Below are 17,054 nucleotides of genomic sequence, written 5' to 3'. Positions count from 1 at the left end.
GCGCGAGCCGGGGAGAAACCGCGTCGATGTATAAATCCCGGGTTGCGGCGTAAACACCTTACCCGGGCTACGCAGCCCGCATACCCCGTAGCCCGGCTAAGCGCGGCGCGAGCCGGGGAGAAACCGCGTCGACGCATAAATCCCGGGGTATCCCCGGGTTGCGGCGTAAACGCCTTAGCCGGGCTACCGCCCGCAGACCGCATACCCCGTAGGCCGGCTAAGCGCAGCGCGAGCCGGGGAGAAACCGCGTCGATGTATGAATCCCGGGGTATCCCCGGGTTGCGGCGTAAACGCCTTACCCGGGCTACAGCCCGCAGACCGCACAACCCCGTAGCGCACCGCCTCCGGGTTTTTATCAGCCAAATACCGGCAGCAGCAGATAGAGCTTAATCACCAGCGCGTTAACAATATCGATAAAGAACGCGCCCACCATCGGCACCACCAGAAACGCCATGTGCGACGGACCAAAACGGTCGGTAATCGCCTGCATGTTGGCAATCGCCGTCGGCGTCGCGCCGAGGCCGAAACCACAGTGGCCGGCTGCCAGCACCGCGGCATCGTAGTTTTTGCCCATCATCCGGTAGGTCACAAACACCGCATACAGCGCCATAGCCACTGCCTGAACCGCCAGAATAATAATCATCGGCAGCGCCAGCGACGCCAGCTCCCACAGCTTCAGGCTCATCAGGGCCATCGCCAGGAATAGCGACAGGCTGACGTTACCCAGCACCGACACCGCGCGGTCGAACACGCGGTACAGGCCCAGCGCCGACAGGCCATTGCTCAGGATCACGCCGATAAACAGCACGCAAACGAAGGTGGGCAGTTCAAATACGGTTCCCGCCAGCAGTTGCGCAACGATCTTCCCTACCGTCAAACAGATGGCGATCAGCGCGATGCTCTCAATCAGCACCAGCGATGTGATCATGCGCCCCATATCCGGCTTTTCAAACGCGGTCGGCGCGAGCTGATCGTCCGGCGTACCGTCCGGGGAGGAAGAGTGCTTAACCAGATAGCGCGCCACCGGTCCGCCGATCAGGCCGCCCAGGACGAGGCCGAAGGTTGCGCAAGCCATGGCCACTTCGGTAGCGTTGGCAAAGCCATAGCGTTCAACAAACAATTTACTCCACGCCGCGCCGGTACCGTGGCCGCCGGAAAGGGTAATCGAACCGGCCAGCAGCCCCATCAGCGGGTCGAGGCCAAGCAGCTTCGCCATGCCGATTCCGAGCGCGTTTTGCAGCAGCAGCAGCCCCACCACCACGATCAGGAACGTCCCCAGCACTTTGCCGCCGGAGCGCAGGCTGGCGAGGTTGGCGTTGAGGCCGATAGTGGCAAAGAAAGCCAGCATCAGCGGATCTTTGAGGCTCATATCGAAATCGATTTCGATATCCATGCTTTTCTTTAATACCAGCAGCGCCAGCGCGACCAGCAGGCCGCCCGCAACGGGTTCAGGAATGGTGTATTTCTTCAGGAAAGGGACGGTTTGAACGAGTTTTCTACCCAGTAGCAACACGAGTGTTGCGGCAACGAGCGTCGATAAGGTATCGAGATGAAACATAAAAAAGAGCTCCTTATAGGCGCATGATCCATTCACACGCGACGGTATTCCCGGTGTCGATTGCTTCTCATCATGAGTAATCGGGAAGGGATTTTAAGCAGAAGTACGGAAAAAAGGACAGGAAAAGATATTTTGTAGGGATAATGATGCGATCAAGCATACAAAATGTTAATAAATATTTGACACTTATTCCCTGCTTAAATATTTGCCGCTTAAGAGTGGCAAACGTTTGCTTTTGGTCTACAGTCCGATAAAATCCCCGCTTTGCCACCTTTGGGATTGTTGTGATGTCCGTTAACACCGCAGAATCAGAAAATGCGCAACCGGTTGCGCATAAGCAAACCAGCGAATTAATCTACCGCCTTGAAGACCGCCCGCCGCTACCGCAAACCCTGTTCGCCGCATTCCAGCACCTGCTGGCGATGTTTGTCGCGGTCATCACTCCGGCGCTGTTAATTTGCCAGGCTCTGGGCCTTCCGGCTCAGGATACGCAACACATCATCAGCATGTCCCTGTTCGCCTCCGGCGTGGCCTCCATCATTCAAATTAAAGCCTGGGGCCCGGTGGGGTCTGGTCTGCTCTCGATTCAGGGCACCAGTTTTAACTTCGTCGCGCCGCTGATTATGGGCGGGACCGCCTTGAAAACCGGCGGCGCCGATGTTCCGACCATGATGGCCGCGCTGTTCGGCACCCTGATGCTGGCCAGCTGCACAGAGATGGTTCTCTCCCGCGTTCTGCATCTCGCCCGCCGCATTATTACCCCGCTGGTCTCCGGCGTGGTGGTGATGATTATCGGCCTGTCGCTGATTCAGGTTGGCCTGACCTCCATCGGCGGCGGCTATGCCGCCATGGCCGACCATACCTTCGGCGCGCCAAAAAACCTGCTGCTGGCAGGGATCGTGCTGGCGCTGATTATTATCCTTAACCGCCAGCGCAACCCGTACCTGCGCATCGCTTCGCTGGTTATCGCGATGGCGGCCGGCTACCTGGCGGCATGGCTACTCGATATGCTGCCGGCCAATACCGCGCCGACGGAAAGCAGCCTGATTATGGTACCCACGCCGCTGTACTACGGGCTGGGCATCGACTGGAATCTGCTGCTGCCGCTGATGCTGGTGTTTATGATTACCTCGCTGGAAACCATCGGCGATATTACCGCCACCTCTGACGTCTCCGAGCAGCCGGTTTCCGGCCCGCTATATATGAAGCGTCTGAAGGGCGGCGTGCTGGCCAACGGTCTGAACTCGTTTGTTTCGGCGGTATTCAACACCTTCCCGAACTCCTGCTTTGGCCAGAACAACGGCGTGATACAGCTGACCGGCGTCGCCAGCCGCTATGTCGGTTTCGTGGTCGCGCTGATGCTGATCGTGCTCGGCCTGTTCCCGGCGGTAAGCGGCTTCGTGCAGCATATTCCTGAGCCGGTGCTCGGCGGCGCGACGCTGGTGATGTTCGGCACCATTGCCGCCTCCGGCGTGCGTATCGTCTCCCGCGAGCCGCTGAACCGCCGCGCGATCCTGATTATCGCCCTGTCGCTGGCCGTCGGCCTCGGCGTTTCCCAGCAGCCGCTGATCCTGCAGTTCGCCCCTGACTGGCTGAAGAATCTGCTCTCCTCCGGTATCGCTGCTGGCGGCATCACGGCGATTATTCTGAATCTGATTTTCCCGCCAGAGAAAAACTGATCCTCTCTGACGCTCCGGCCACGCGATGCTGGCCGGAGCGTCAGCATCATCAACCTCACATCATCTCATTACACAATTCCTGTCTTGAGGATTGCGCATAATTCGGGCATAACAGCCTTATGTGCCTCGCTCAGGATCGAAGACCATGAAATTTCTCAGAAAGCTGATTCTCTGGCTGCTGATTGCCCTGCTGGTGGTGATTATTGCCGCTTACTTCCTGCTGCAAACCCAGTGGGGCGGACGCCAGGCCAGCGCCTGGCTAAGCGACGGTACCGGCTGGAAGGTCTCTTTCAACAAGATGGACCATAATTTCTCCTCGCCACTGCACCTGCAGCTGCAAAACGTCACCCTCGGACGCGACGGCAAACCCGCCACGCTGGTGGCGCAAACGGTGGATATCGGGTTTAGCAGCCGCCAGTTTAGCGACCCGCTGCATGCTGACGAAATCGTCCTCAGCGACGGCACGCTGAACTTCTCCCCTTCTTCCGCGGCGCTGCCATTCGCCGCCGACCGTCTCCAGTTGCGCAATATGGCGTTCAATAGCCCGGAGAGCGACTGGGATCTGAGCGCGCAGCGCGTCACCGGCGGCGTCAGCCCGTGGGCGCCGGAAGCGGGCAACGTGCTCGGCAAGAAAACGCAGATTCAGATGAGCGCCGGGTCGATGACGCTCAACGGTATTGAAGCCAGCAACGTGCTGATTCAGGGGAATATTGATAACGGCGAAGTGTCCCTCTCGACCATTGGAGCGGACGTCGCCCGCGGTACGCTCACCGGCACGGCGAAACGCAGCGCCGACGGCGGCTGGCAGGTCGATAATTTGCGGCTCAACGAGATTCGCCTGCAAAGCGATAAATCACTCGCCGACTTTTTCGCGCCGCTGACCACCCTGCCGTCACTACAGATTGGTCGCCTTGATGTGACCGACGCCAGCCTGCAGGGGCCTGACTGGGCGATCGCCGGCCTCGATCTTAACCTGCGCAACCTCACCCTGAGCCGCGGCGACTGGCAAAGCCAGGAGGGTACGCTGTCGATGAACGCTAACGAATTTATTTACGGCTCGCTGCACTTCCTCGACCCGATCCTTAACGCCGGATTCTCGCCGCAGGGCATCGCGCTGCGCCAATTCACCTCACGCTGGGAGGGCGGGATGGTGCGCACATCCGGCAACTGGCTGCGCGCTGGCCATGCGCTGGTGCTGGATGACGCGGCGTTCGCCGGGCTGGAATATACGCTGCCAACCAACTGGAAGCAGCTGTGGATGGCGCCGCTGCCCGACTGGCTGCAAAGCCTGACGCTGAGAAAGTTCAGCGCCAGCCGCAACCTGATTATCGATATTGAACCGGCGTTCCCGTGGCAAATCACCGCGCTCGACGGCTACGGCGGCGAGCTGCAGCTGGTGAAAAACCGCAGCTGGGGCGTGTGGAGCGGTAGCGCGACGCTGAACGCCGCCGCCGCGACCTTTAATCGTATTGATGTCCGCCGCCCGTCGCTGAAGCTGAGCGCCAATGCCTCCACGGTGAACGTTAACGAGCTCAGCGCCTTTACCGAGCGAGGGATCCTGCAAGCCACCGCGGCGGTGTCGCAGCTCCCGCAGCGCCTGATCAACCTGAGCCTCAACGGTCGCGGCGTGCCGCTGAATATTTTGCAGGCCTGGGGATGGCCCGCGCTGCCGGTTTCCGGCGACGGTAACCTTCAGCTGACGGCGACCGGCAGCGTGCTGGCGGATGCGCCGCTGAAGCCGACCGTCAACGGCCAGCTGAGCGCGATAAATATGGAGAAACAGCAGGTGGCGCAGGTGATGCGTAACGGGGAGGTCACCAGCACCCAGCCCCCTTCAGCGCCGGCGACAACGACTCCCTGACTTCTCCTCTCCCTCTCCCCCCACGGGAGAGGGGCCTGTTCCATTCGCGAAACCTGTTGCCATTAAGCGGCTGTTTGTACCTATTTCCCGCAACCTGTTCCTTTCAAATAGCGGACTTGCTATAACAAAAATACTGGAAGTTAAAAAAATAATTAAAGTCCCTGAACCTATACCCAAAATAATTCGAGTTGCTTAAAGGCGGCAAGGGAGTGAGTCCCCAGGAGCATAGATAACTATGTGACTGGGGTGAGCGAGCGTAGCTAACACATAAGTAACTTGAAGTATGACGGGTATACAAAAATAAAGGAACGACCATGTCTGTAATACGTCAACGTATTCTGGAGAATATGCAAAAATTCTCCAGAGCAATGATCGGTGCAGTATTGTTCTTGCCGGTCATCGGCTTAATTTTGGCACTCAGTTCAGTCTTAACCAACCCAACATTAATTTCGGAGACCAGCTTTTTACACCAGCTCGGCCAGCTGCTCGGCGATACCTTCTGGCCTTTATTCGGCAATCTGGGATTACTTTTTTGCGTCGGCATCAGCTATGGCCTGGCAAAAGATAAAAAAACCGAAGTGGCGCTGGTGTCGGTGATGTGTTTTATCATGTTTCTTGGCGCCAACCACTCGTGGCTGGAGCATACCCACGGACTCGCGGAAAAAATTAACGGCGAATATTACGGTACCGGGCAGACTCAGCTACTGGGGTTTGTGGTAGTCGATATGGGGGTCTTCCTCGGGATTATTCTCGGCTGCACCATCGCCTGGGTGCATAACAAAGTGTCGACGATTGAACTGCCCGGCGCGCTCTCCATGTACGGCGGAGCCAAGCTGACGCTGGTGGCGATGACCCCGGTCGTCATTTTCTACGCCATCGCCTTTACCTGGATCTGGCCGTTTATGACCCACGGCATCGCGGCGCTGACCGGCTTTATGAAAAACGCCGGCGTGGCGGGGGTCTTCGTCTACGGCTTCTTTGAAAAATTCCTCATCCCCACCGGCCTGCACCACTTCGTCTGGTCGCCGTTCCAGCTCACGCAAATCGGCGGTACGCTGAACGTCGACGGCCAGGTCGTCTCCGGCACCCAGGCGATTTTCCTCGCCTATATGCGCCACCCGGATTTAACCCCGGTGATGAACGAGGCGCTGCGTTTCTCGCAGCAGGGGATGACCACTATCTTCGGCCTGGCCGGCGCCTCGCTGGCCTTCTACCACACGGCGAAACCGGAGAAAAAAATGATGGCCAAAGCGATTCTACTGCCGGCCATTATCACCTCTATGCTCACCGGCATCACCGAGCCGATTGAGTTTACCTTCCTGTTCGTTTCACCGCTGCTGTGGGTGATCCACGCCACGTTAACCGCGGCCTCGCAGGCGATTTGCGACATCTTTACCGTGCGTCCCTGGGGCGCTTCCGGGCTGATTGAGTTCCTGATTTACAACCTGCCGCTGCCGGTCTCCCTGACCCGCTGGCCCGGCTACGTGCTTATCGGGATTGGTCAGTTCGCCGTCTACTACGTTATCTTCCGCACGCTGGTCGTTAAGTTGAATCTTAAAACGCCGGGTCGTGAAGACGATGAAAATGTGAAGTTATATAGCAAAGCTGATTACCGAAAAAAAATGGGCGAACCGCAATCGGTGACCAACGAGATTATTAATGGTCTGGGTGGTAAAGAGAACATTATTTCCGTCGACAACTGTTTTACCCGCCTGCGCGTCGCTATTCATAATATGGATCTGGTTGACGATGCGATATTAAAAAGCACCGGCGCAAACGGCGTAGTACGAAATCGAAATGAAGTTCAGGTTATTTACGGCGTCAAAGTGGGGCAGGTTCGTTCCCGGGTTGATAGCTGGCTAGCAGAAAATTAATTGGGAGTGATTTATGAAATTAACCGTATTAGGCGGGGGCGGCGTTCGCTCTGCGTTTCTGGCGAAATCTCTGGCATATAACGCGCATCGCATTGGTTTAACGGAAGTGGTCTTTCTCGACAGCTCCGCGGAGAATCTGACAATATTCGGCGAGATCGCCCGCTATGTGTTTAATGCCATTCGCCCGGATATTCATTTCAGCGTAACCAGCGACCCGGTGCCGGCGCTAAAAAATAGCCACTATGTGATAACCACCCTGCGGGTGGGCGGCGATGAGAGCCGGATCCGCGACGAGCGTATCGCCCTGGCGCACAATACGCTGGGCCAGGAGACCACCGGGGCGGGCGGTTTCGCCATGGCGATGCGTTCCATTCCGGCGATTCTTCACTACTGCCGCCTGATTGAAGAGCACGCCGCCGAAGATGCCATTCTGTTTAACTTCACCAACCCGTCAGGGCTGGTCACCGAGGCGATTATCAAATCCGGCTTTAAGCGTCGGGTGTACGGCATCTGCGATGCCCCGTCGGAGCTGATTCGCGAGCTGCCCGAGATCCTCGGCTGCGACGAGCACGATCTCGGCGTCGAGTGCTACGGGCTGAACCACTTCTCCTGGTTTACCCATTTCACCGTGCGCGGCGAGGATGTCACCGAGCGCCTGATCGCCAGCCCGGACCTGTATCGCAAGACGGCGATGCAGTACTTTTCGCCGGAGCTGGTTCAGCTATGCGATAAGCAGCTGCTTAATGAATATCTTTACTACTACTACTATCGCGAAGTGGCTTTGAAAGCGATTCAGAACGCGCCGGAAACCCGCGGCGAGCAGATTGCGCGCATCAATCACGATATGCGCGAAGCGCTGCTGACCGTTGATGTCAAAGCCAACCCGGAAGCGGCGTTTACCATCTGGATGAAGCACTATCTGCGCCGGGAAAATAGCTATATGCAGAACGAGTCGCAGCAGGAAAAATTCCATACCCGCGAGCCGTTGACCTTAAAGCAGTTTATCGAGGAGCCGGATACCGGCGGCTACGCGGGCGTGGCGCTGGATATTCTGGAGGCGGTCAACAGCACCACCACCAAGCGCATCGTGGTATCGATGCCCAACAACGGCACGCTGGACTTCCTGCGCCCGGATGATGTGATTGAGATCAGCTGCGACCTGAGCAAAGAGGGCCTGAAGCCGGTGACGCCGAAGCATGTGCCGACGGCGCAGAAGAATATGATCGCCAGCGTGAAAGAGTATGAGCGGCTGGCGGTGGCGGCCATTCTGCAGCGCGATAAATCGCTGGCGGTACGGGCGTTGATGGCGCATCCGCTGGTCGGCTCTTATTCGCTGGCAAAAACGCTGGTTGAAGCCTATCTCGACGATAAGCAGTTCGCCGACTGGCAATAAACGCCCGGTGAAATCCCCCGGATGGCGGCTAACGCGTTATCCGGGGAATGTGCCGGGCCTGAGACATCTACTCTGTTTCACCCCGGTGGCGCTGCGCTGACCGGGCTACGGATTCACCGCCGTCTGCGGATCGGTAGCCCGGACAGGCGCGTCGCGACGCCTCCGGGAAATGTACCGGGCTGAGATATCTGCGCCGTTTCATCCCGGTGGCGCTGCGCTGACCGGGCTACGGGTTCATCGCCGACTGAGGGTCGGTAGCCCGGACAGGCGCCTCAGGCGCCGCCTCCGGGGATCCCCGTCTGCACAAACCACATCTTCAGCAGCCGCTCAAAGCCGAGTATGCAGTAGCCAAAAAAGGGGTTACTCCAGTAAATATCATCATCGAACTTCTGCGGATCATGGATGATAAACGCCGTATCCGCCGCCTGCGCCAGCGGGCTTTGATAATCGCCGGTAAAGCAGACCAGGTTAATCTCTTTCCCTTCCAGCGCCTTCACCCAGTTCAGCGCCGAACTGCTGCGTCCGGATTTGGAAATAATCCAGATCGAATCAAATTTGGCGGCGTTCTTCTGCTCGAGGATTTCGTAATCCGGCCACAGCGCGAGGCTGGCATTCACCCCGGTCACCAAAAATTTATTATAAATATACTGGGCGATCAGCTGCGAAAAGCCGCTGCCGTGAATCAAAATGCGGTGATGTTGCAGGCTTTCCAGCAATGGCGTTATCCGCTCCACCGGCTGAATGCTCATATAATCGATGTCGTTGGTCACATCGAGTTTGGGCATAGTGATATTGAATTTAATAAAATAGACCAGCTCCAGCCAGCCGCTGAATTTCAGCTTCTTCGCCAGGCGTACCAGCGAAGAGGGATTGCTATAACAGTGCTCCGCCACGGCGCGGATCCCTTCGCGAACGCATTGCTCAGGATCGTTCTGAATAAAACGCAGCACGGTCATTTCCGTTTTGCTTAGCTTAACGTCACGAAAGATGTTTTCTAAATCCATACCGGGCTCCTCTCAGCGCTAAACTACGCTATCACCCGGCGGCGCTGGCGTCTGTGGCATCAATCACCAGAATGAAATGAACGTTACTTTTTTAGACAAAATGGAATAAAAAAACCCTCCGGTAAGGAGGGTGGTGGATTCGACAACGCCTATCTCTTTTCAGCGCCCGTACTCACTGCACAATAACCATTTTTTCGGTTCATCTTCCTGAATCATCGGGAAGCGGCCGCTATCTTCCAGAAAACGGTTGTCGCGCTTATCATCGTTCACCATCGAAATTTCCCAGCCCATCACCAGCGCGTTTTCAGCCCAAAAACGGTGGTACAGCGTGGGCGGCAGGCAAACGCCCTCCCCGGGGTTAAGAACCAGGGTGTCTCCCGGTTTCAGCGTGCGCTGGCGGCCATCAACCGCGACGCTCACGCTGCGCTGCATATCCAGCCGTTCATCTTCTGTCGCCCATGCCAGCTGCAGACAGAGCCGGCCGCCGCCGCGGTTCAGAATATCTTCCATTTTGTGATAATGAAAATGCCAGGGGGTTTGCTGATCCTGCTGAATCTGCAACATCTTCTCGGCGTAGGGCTTGGGATAGCGCGAATCGCCCGGCGCGCCGTTACGCAGGGTCAACAGCGTCAGTCCGGTTTCCTGAAAACGGCCGCTGCCAAAATCGGTAATATCCCAGCCAAGCTGTAGATCCCGAACTTCTCGCCACTCTTCAAACCGCTTTTTCGCCCAGATATCGGCGGTAAAGCAGGCAAACTCGGGTAAGCAAATGCGAAAGGACTCGGCGATAGCATGCGCTTTATCAATCGCGTAGTTAATCTGTGAACGTTTCATTTTCGACTCCGCTGCGGACGGCCAGCCAGGCGGCGCCGCGCATGCCGCTGCTGTCACCATGTCGGGCAGGCACGATGGGGGTGGTGAAATGGTCGGTAAACACCAGCGGGGCAACATCCGCCTCCAGGTCGTTCACCAGCAGCGCCACGTTAGACAGGCCGCCGCCGAGAACAATCACGCCGGGATCGATAAGATTCACCACCGTCGCCAGCGTCCGCGCCAGCTGCTGGCGAAAGCGCAACACCTGCTCGCAGGCGGCATGCTCGCCCTCCAGCGCCCGAGCGATAATAGCCTGACTGCTGAGCGCCTGCCGGGTCATCAAACGATAGCGCGCGCTCAGCCCGGTGCCGGAAATAAAGGACTCGACGCAGTTATATTTTCCGCAGTAGCAGCGCTCGGGCGGCCCATCGTTGACCTCCTGATATCCCGGCAGCGTGATATGCCCGCACTCCGCCGCAATCCCTGACGCGCCGGGGAAAATCTGGCGATTAAGCGCAATACCTCCCCCGCATCCGGTCCCCAGCGTCATGCCAAATACCAGCGAATAATCGGCACCTGCGCCATCGCAGGCTTCTGATAAGGCGAAACAGTTGCCATCGTTCGCCAGCACAACCGGCTGGCCCAGGCGCTGCTCAAGCTCATCCTGTAAGCGGCAGCCGTTGATGACCTGAATATTGGCATTGCGGATCTTGCCGGTCTGCGGGGAGATACTCCCCGGCAGGGCGATACCGATAGCCAAAGGCTGAGCCAGCTCATCCCCAATCGCGGTGATTAACGCCACCAGCGTCGCGATAAACTGCTGCCGGGTCTGTTTTCGCGTTTCAACGCGAAAACGCCTCCATTCATGGCCTTGTTCATCCATCACTACGGCGGCGATTTTGCTCCCGCCGATATCCAGCCCCAAATACTTCATACCGGCCTCCTTATTCATAGCGAGGCAGGTTTCCCCGCCCCGCCGGGGGATTAGTACAGGCTGGCCTTGCCGGTAGAGCCAAAGAGCTTCATTTTGTGGCGAATCACCTTCCGCGCGGCGTTAATCGGTTCCGGATAAATGACATTCGGATCCCACCATGTCTCTTTTGTCAGAATTTCGCGCACTTTCTGGAAATAGGCATATTTCATATCGCTGGAAATATTGATTTTGCCGACGCCAAGCGTAACGGATTCCGCAATTTCCGCATCCGGATTAGCCGAGCCGCCGTGCAGCACCAGCGGAATCGACAGACGCCCGGCGATATCGCGCAGAATGTGCATCTGCAGCTCCGGCTGCATCCCCTTCGGATAGATACCGTGCGCGGTGCCAATCGCTACCGCCAGCGTATCCACGCCGGTACGGGCGACAAAATCTTCCGCCTGCGCCGGGTCGGTATAGGTGACTTCTGACACGCCGCCTTCCACAGAGGTTCCGGTCTGGCCGATGGTCCCCAGCTCACCTTCGACCGACACCCCCACCGCGTGCGCCAGCCGCACCACTTCGCGGGTCAGGGCCACGTTTTCTTCATAAGGCAGCAGCGAACCATCGATCATGACCGAGGTGAAGCCACACTGAATGGCGCGCAGAACATGTTCCACCGAGGCGCCATGATCCAGATGCAGGGTGAAAGGCACGCGGCTGCGCTGGGTGATATCCCGCACGTAGCTAAAAAACGCGTCGCCAACAAAATCGTGCTCGCTGGGGTGAATGGAAATAATCGCCGGCGTATTTGTCGCTTCCGCCTCTTCCACCACGGCGCGAATAAAACAGCTATCCGCCACGTTAAATGCGCCGATAGCAAAACCATGTTCACGGGTGGGTTTAAGTAATTCGTGCATTGAAACTAACATCGTTATTCTCCAGTTTCAGGGTGTGGTAAGCCCTGCCAGGGCATACGGGCGCCGGCATGGAAGGCCTTACTGAGATTTAATCAGGCTTTGTTGATTGAGCCGGATGCGTGTAAATAGGGAACGATGGCGTCAGCGCTGGCCTGCTCCATCACCGATAGCGCATCGGCCAGCTCAATGGTGCTGTCGTGGCACAGGGTGTGCAGCAGCGCCGCTTTCCCCGCTTCAAATACCGCCGCCCCAACGTTGATTTTTGCGACCCCGAATTCCGGGCAACGTTGCAGTTGCTCGAACGGCGTACCGCTCCCGCCGTGCAGCGCCAGCGGCACGGATGACGCGCGCTGTATCTGCGCCAGGCGGTCGAAATCGAGCTTCGGTTTTACGCCGGGGGCGTACATACCGTGGGCGGTTCCCACGGAGACCGCCAGCAGATCAATCCCGGTCTGTTCGATAAAGGGAGGGACGTCCTGCGGCTGGGTCATTAAATCGGCATTGCTGGCCTGGTCGTAGCGCGGCGCATCCGCCAGGTGCCCCAGTTCGCCCTCCACGCACAGCCCAACGCTGGCGGCCAGTTCAGCGACCTCTCGGGTCTGGCGGATGTTCTCCGCCAGCGCGAACGCCGAAGCATCGATCATTAACCCGCTAAATCCGGCGCGGAAAGCCTGACGTATTTTTATCGGGTCTTTGCCGTGATCGAGACTTAACGTCACGGGTACGCTCGCCTCCTCCGCCAGTACCCTGACTACCGCCGCCGCCGTCGTCGCCGGAAAGTGCGACAGATGCCCCTGATACAGGTTGAGAATAATCGGCGCGCGATGTTTTTCCGCCACGCGCACCGCCGCGCGTGCGCTTTCCAGGTTCATGCAGTTAATCGCCAGCAGGGCATACCGTTCACGCCAGGCTTTGATCACCATACTTTTCATATCGGCAAACATAGGGCCTCCGTTTATTCGAGGGTAAAGGTGATTTCGTCGTCTTTGACCTTTTGGTCGTTCAGCTCATCAAACTCTTCATCGCGCTCGGTTACCGGCTTTTTCCACAGCGAGAGCATCACACCGCAAATCACGGTGCCAATCGCCAGAGAGAGGCAGAACAGCAGGGGATGCGTAAAGAGCGGCACCACAAACATTCCACCGTGCGGCACCGGACTCTCCACGCCCCAGGTCATGATCAGGCCACCGGCCACCGCTGACGCCACCACGCAGGATCCCACGACGCGCAGCAGATCGCGGGCGGCGATGGGGATCACCCCTTCGGTGATCATGCAGATCCCCATCGGGAACGCGGCCTTCAGGGCTTCGCGTTCAGCACGGGTATATTTATGGCGGGTCAGCAGGAACGAGAGGGTGATACCGAACGGCGGGATTATCGAACCCACAAACTTCACCGCTTCCGGGCCGTAAACGCCGCTGACCAGCAGACCATCGGCAAACAGCGACATGGTTTTATTCACCGGACCGCCGAAGTCGAAGGTCGCCATAGCGCCAAGGATGGCGCCCAGCAGGAAACGCGAGCCGCCCTGCATCGACTCCAGCAGGTGAATCAGCGCGTCCTGCAGCCAGGCAATGGGCTTGCCGATCAGGGTCATCATCAGCAAACCGCTAATGATGGTGCTTAATACCGGCAGCACCATAATCGGCATCAGCCCCTGCATCGACTTCGGCAGCCGAATATAGTGTTTTAGCGCCAGTACCGTGTAGCCCACGAGGAAGCCGCCCAGCATGCCGCCAATAAAACCGGTATGAATTTGCCCGCAGACAAAACCCACGATCAAACCCGGAGCGAATCCAGGACGATCGGCAATGGAGTAAGCGATAGCGGCGCAGATCAAGGGCACAATCAGCCCCATTCCCCAGCCGCCGATTTGGTTTAACATCCACGGAATGGTGCCGGTTTTCTCGCCAACGTTCGTCCCGCCAAGGACTTGTCCCAGCGCGATACAGATCCCGGCGGCGACGATCAGCGGTATCATCCATGAAATACCGGTTAATAAATGCTTCTTAATTTCCTGTGAGACGGGAATTTTATTCTCACTCATGGTAGATCCCTCCAGATTAAGGATCAGGCATTCGCTAAGGATTTTTCGACCTTTTCGATAAACTGAATCGGCGACTTAATCACGACTTCCGTTTTTACTCTGACAATCCGTTTATTTTTAAAACGCTCTTCGCCTTTAATTTTCACATCAATGGCAAGAATAACGACATCCGCAGCGTCAATATCTTCCGCCGCCAGTTCATTTTCAGTACCAATGGTTCCCTGGGTTTCGACTTTGACATTGTGGCCCAGCGCTTTCGCGCCTTTAATCAGCTTCTCACGTGCAATATAAGTATGAGCAATACCTGCGGTACAGGCAGCAACACAGACAATATTCATCTCGGACTCCGCTAGTTATTGTTAGTAAATGTCCGACTCGGCATATTGGTTAAACAGATCAATAATCCTCTGCGGACTGGTTTCTTTGAGCAGTTGTTCAATAATGTCATCATCCGCCAGCGCTCCGGCGACCTGGGACAACAGGCGAATATGGGTGGTATTTTGATCTTCCAGACGAACGGCAAATAAAATAATGCAGCGTACCTGGCTGCCGTCCAGCGTTTCCCAGGCGATATCCTGCCGGGTGCGACCAATGGCAAGGGTGGTATTAACAACGGCGGACGACTTTCCATGCGGGATCGCAATATGATTTTCAAACCCCGTTGAGCCTTCCGACTCACGCTGCCAGACATCCTGAATAAAGGTTTCTCTACAGCTTATCGCCCCGTCTTTTTGTAATAAGTCGGTTAACTCCTCGATGGCTTCCGCTTTATTCGTAGCGTGCATATCTAACAAAACGCGTTTGGTGTTTAAAATCCTGGTTATGTCCATATTCTTTACCTCATGGATATAAAACTTCATTATCTACAGCAGATATTGCCGCACGATGTAATTTGTCGGTAACGATTTTTTCCGTAACCCGCCGGATATCGGCATCATTAAAAAATGCGCTAACATAGACTACCGGCAAAGCTATTTCCGGCAGATTGATCGTCGAAATAACCAGTTCAATCTTGTCCTGCGGCTGAAGGGTATGCAGGCTGCTTGCCGAAACCACGCCGACGATGGTCCAGTCAGGAAACGCTCTCAACACTCTACTTTTCAACAGGTGAGATGTGCCGATTCCGGTAGAACAAACCAGCAGAACTCGCTTGCTGGCGACCTGTCTTTCCATCGCCGCCTGGAAATGAACGGTGAGATAGCCAATCTCGTCGTCGGAAACCGCACGCTCGCCCCAGCGGCTAAAAACCTGATTGACCGCCCGCTGGGTGAGCGGCCACACGTCCGTCAGCTCGCCCTTGATATCCTCAAGCAGAGGGTTACGAATATAAATCCGAAAATTAAGGCGGTTAATGAGCGGCTTGATATGAATGAGCAGGCCATCGTATAACGCGCGATCGGCGGTTAAATCGAGATCAATCATGGTGGAAAAAGCGCTAATCAGACGATCGGTAATTTGTCGGGCCTCATCGCTAGAATGCATATAGCGCACCATGCTGACATCATCTCGCTCTTCCACCACAACGCCAGAGGAGATGATGTACTGATAAATAAACCAGACTTCATCTTCCGGCAGCGAATGGTCAATACGGTGTTCAATTTTTCGCAGCATATTCTGGGCAACGCTAAATATCGTCTCATCAAAAATCTGCTGCCCCTGTTCACGCCGCGGTAAGGCATTCCCACGGGTAATGCGATACATCATAATGAGGATATGGGTAAAAATATTCACATAATACGGTTCGCCTAATGACCAGCACAGCTTGCGCTCCATTTCCTGTAATAATGACTGAACAAATAAAACGTCATCCTCACCAAAATAATGCACCAGCGCTTTATAGCTTCCTGAGTCCAGCCGGGAATGGATAATACAGCCGGGCTCATTATGATTAATCACCCCATTAATTAATGACGCCATCGCCTGGCGGACGCTGTTTTCGCTGCCTTCAATATGCGTCCCGCTCTGGCTACGAATCAGCGTTAAGCCGAGCGGAGCAATCCATGACTCAATAATTTTCAGATCATTAACGATAGATGCACTACTGATAAAATAACGCTCAGAGAGCTTATTAATTGATGTCTCTCGCGGAGTCTCACTTAAGAGCTGCGAAGCAATTTTCACACGCCGGGAGTTATTCATCATGACATCGCTGTCCTCCCCCTCGTTACTGAGTAATTGGTCTAATTGCAGCAGATCCGTGACATTATCAGCGATCAGCATCACGCCGGTGCCTGAGCGTTTGTCGATAGTCATTTTCCACTCAGATAACCACTGTTCTAAAAAGCGTAAATCACGCTGAACCGTTTTTTCTGAAACATTTAAATATTCAGCAATTTTCATCAGCGTAACGTATTCTCTGCGGGGCAGGAGAAATTTCAATAATCTGTTCTGTCGTGAGGTAATCATTTGCATTATTTACCCTTATTGCATACCAGATTAATGTCTGGAGGCCAGCGCGATACCACGCGAGCGCTACATAAATCATTGAGGATAAATATAAGTAGCAGAGGCGTAAACAACAATACTAAATTTTGTCCAGACATCCGGACAGAAATAAAACGAAGAGAGGGATTGAGGAATAATTATAATTCAGATCACATTTCAGGAAGAAATATACGTGATAGCGATCTCAATTCATCATAAGAATATATCCGGGAATGGTTAACCGCCTTTAGCCTGACAGCATTCCCGGAGGCGGCGCTTGACGCGCCTTGTCCGGGCTACGGCGTGCAGACGGCTGGAAACCTGTAGCCCGGCTAAGCGCAGCGCGAGCCGGGAAGCAGCTGCGCTGATGCATCAGGTTCGGCACCTTCCCCGGAGGCGGCGCTTGACGCGCCTTGTCCGGGCTACGGCGTGCAGACAGCTGGAAACCTGTAGCCCGACTAAGCGCAGCGCGAGCCGGGAAGCAGCTGCGCTGATGCATCAGGTTTGGCACCTTTCCCGGAGGCGGCGCTTGACGCGCCTTGTCCGGGCTACGGCGTGCAGACGGCTG

At 56.0% G+C, this 17,054-nt stretch carries 15 protein-coding genes; 4 read left to right on the top strand and 11 right to left on the bottom strand.

From position 1 onward, the window contains the following. Nucleotides 1-355: 355 nt before the first annotated feature. Nucleotides 356-1,558: a sodium/glutamate symporter gene (gltS, locus tag ABLU88_RS15810; RefSeq protein ID WP_048262753.1), complete on the bottom strand. Its 1,203-nt coding sequence runs from the start codon at nt 1,556-1,558 to the stop codon at nt 356-358. Between the two features lie 287 nt (nt 1,559-1,845). Here gltS and ABLU88_RS15805 point away from each other — a divergent pair, with 287 nt between their 5' ends. The 4 genes from ABLU88_RS15805 to ABLU88_RS15790 all read left to right on the top strand — a co-directional run bounded on the left by ABLU88_RS15805 (nt 1,846) and on the right by ABLU88_RS15790 (nt 8,365). Further along, the gene (locus ABLU88_RS15805) at nt 1,846-3,237 is read left to right on the top strand and encodes a uracil-xanthine permease family protein (protein WP_004855527.1); all 1,392 of its coding nucleotides are present in this window, start codon (nt 1,846-1,848) and stop codon (nt 3,235-3,237) included. 145 nt (nt 3,238-3,382) lie between these two features. Continuing rightward, on the top strand, nt 3,383-5,098 hold the full coding sequence (locus ABLU88_RS15800; protein WP_348837044.1) for an AsmA family protein: 1,716 nt from the start codon (nt 3,383-3,385) through the stop codon (nt 5,096-5,098). Nucleotides 5,099-5,412: 314 nt separating this feature from the next. Beyond that, nucleotides 5,413-6,972, top strand: a complete 1,560-nt coding sequence (locus tag ABLU88_RS15795; RefSeq protein WP_032718820.1) for a PTS transporter subunit EIIC — start codon at nt 5,413-5,415, stop codon at nt 6,970-6,972. Nucleotides 6,973-6,985: 13 nt separating this feature from the next. Continuing rightward, on the top strand, nt 6,986-8,365 hold the full coding sequence (locus ABLU88_RS15790) for a glycoside hydrolase (RefSeq protein ID WP_348837041.1): 1,380 nt from the start codon (nt 6,986-6,988) through the stop codon (nt 8,363-8,365). Between the two features lie 272 nt (nt 8,366-8,637). Here ABLU88_RS15790 and ABLU88_RS15785 read toward each other — a convergent pair whose 3' ends face one another. From ABLU88_RS15785 to ABLU88_RS15740, 10 genes are all read right to left on the bottom strand, one after another. Next, nucleotides 8,638-9,369, bottom strand: coding sequence for an SIS domain-containing protein (locus ABLU88_RS15785; protein ID WP_182158338.1), 732 nt, complete (start codon nt 9,367-9,369; stop codon nt 8,638-8,640). A gap of 159 nt (nt 9,370-9,528) precedes the next feature. After that, nucleotides 9,529-10,203: a D-lyxose/D-mannose family sugar isomerase gene (locus tag ABLU88_RS15780; protein WP_048262759.1), complete on the bottom strand. Its 675-nt coding sequence runs from the start codon at nt 10,201-10,203 to the stop codon at nt 9,529-9,531. Beyond that, nucleotides 10,184-11,116: an ROK family protein gene (locus tag ABLU88_RS15775; protein ID WP_032695118.1), complete on the bottom strand. Its 933-nt coding sequence runs from the start codon at nt 11,114-11,116 to the stop codon at nt 10,184-10,186. The genes ABLU88_RS15780 and ABLU88_RS15775 overlap by 20 nt, the downstream gene beginning before the upstream one ends. A 50-nt stretch (nt 11,117-11,166) precedes the next feature. After that, a complete protein-coding gene (locus tag ABLU88_RS15770; RefSeq protein WP_004855534.1) occupies nt 11,167-12,027 on the bottom strand; it encodes a ketose-bisphosphate aldolase in 861 nt (286 codons plus the stop codon). 80 nt (nt 12,028-12,107) lie between these two features. After that, complete coding sequence (locus ABLU88_RS15765; RefSeq protein ID WP_049069382.1) at nt 12,108-12,959, bottom strand: class II fructose-bisphosphate aldolase; 852 nt, start codon at nt 12,957-12,959, stop codon at nt 12,108-12,110. Nucleotides 12,960-12,970: 11 nt separating this feature from the next. Next, on the bottom strand, nt 12,971-14,062 hold the full coding sequence (locus ABLU88_RS15760; protein ID WP_064406000.1) for a PTS fructose transporter subunit IIC: 1,092 nt from the start codon (nt 14,060-14,062) through the stop codon (nt 12,971-12,973). Nucleotides 14,063-14,085: 23 nt separating this feature from the next. Then, entirely contained in the window at nt 14,086-14,400 is a 315-nt protein-coding gene (locus tag ABLU88_RS15755) for a fructose PTS transporter subunit IIB (protein ID WP_004126741.1), read from the bottom strand. A gap of 21 nt (nt 14,401-14,421) precedes the next feature. After that, on the bottom strand, nt 14,422-14,892 hold the full coding sequence (locus ABLU88_RS15750; protein ID WP_004126743.1) for a fructose PTS transporter subunit IIA: 471 nt from the start codon (nt 14,890-14,892) through the stop codon (nt 14,422-14,424). Between the two features lie 10 nt (nt 14,893-14,902). After that, entirely contained in the window at nt 14,903-16,474 is a 1,572-nt protein-coding gene (locus ABLU88_RS15745) for a transcription antiterminator (protein ID WP_064357623.1), read from the bottom strand. 259 nt (nt 16,475-16,733) lie between these two features. After that, nucleotides 16,734-17,054: hypothetical protein (locus tag ABLU88_RS15740; protein WP_348837033.1), on the bottom strand; the 321-nt coding region annotated here is incomplete at its 5' end.

The organism is Klebsiella sp. GW_Kp182, from assembly GCF_040062275.1.
In the GTDB taxonomy this organism is placed as follows: Bacteria; Pseudomonadota; Gammaproteobacteria; order Enterobacterales; family Enterobacteriaceae; genus Klebsiella; species Klebsiella michiganensis.
Note: the sequence above shows the minus strand (reverse complement) of the source record. Positions and strands in the feature narration are given on the sequence as shown.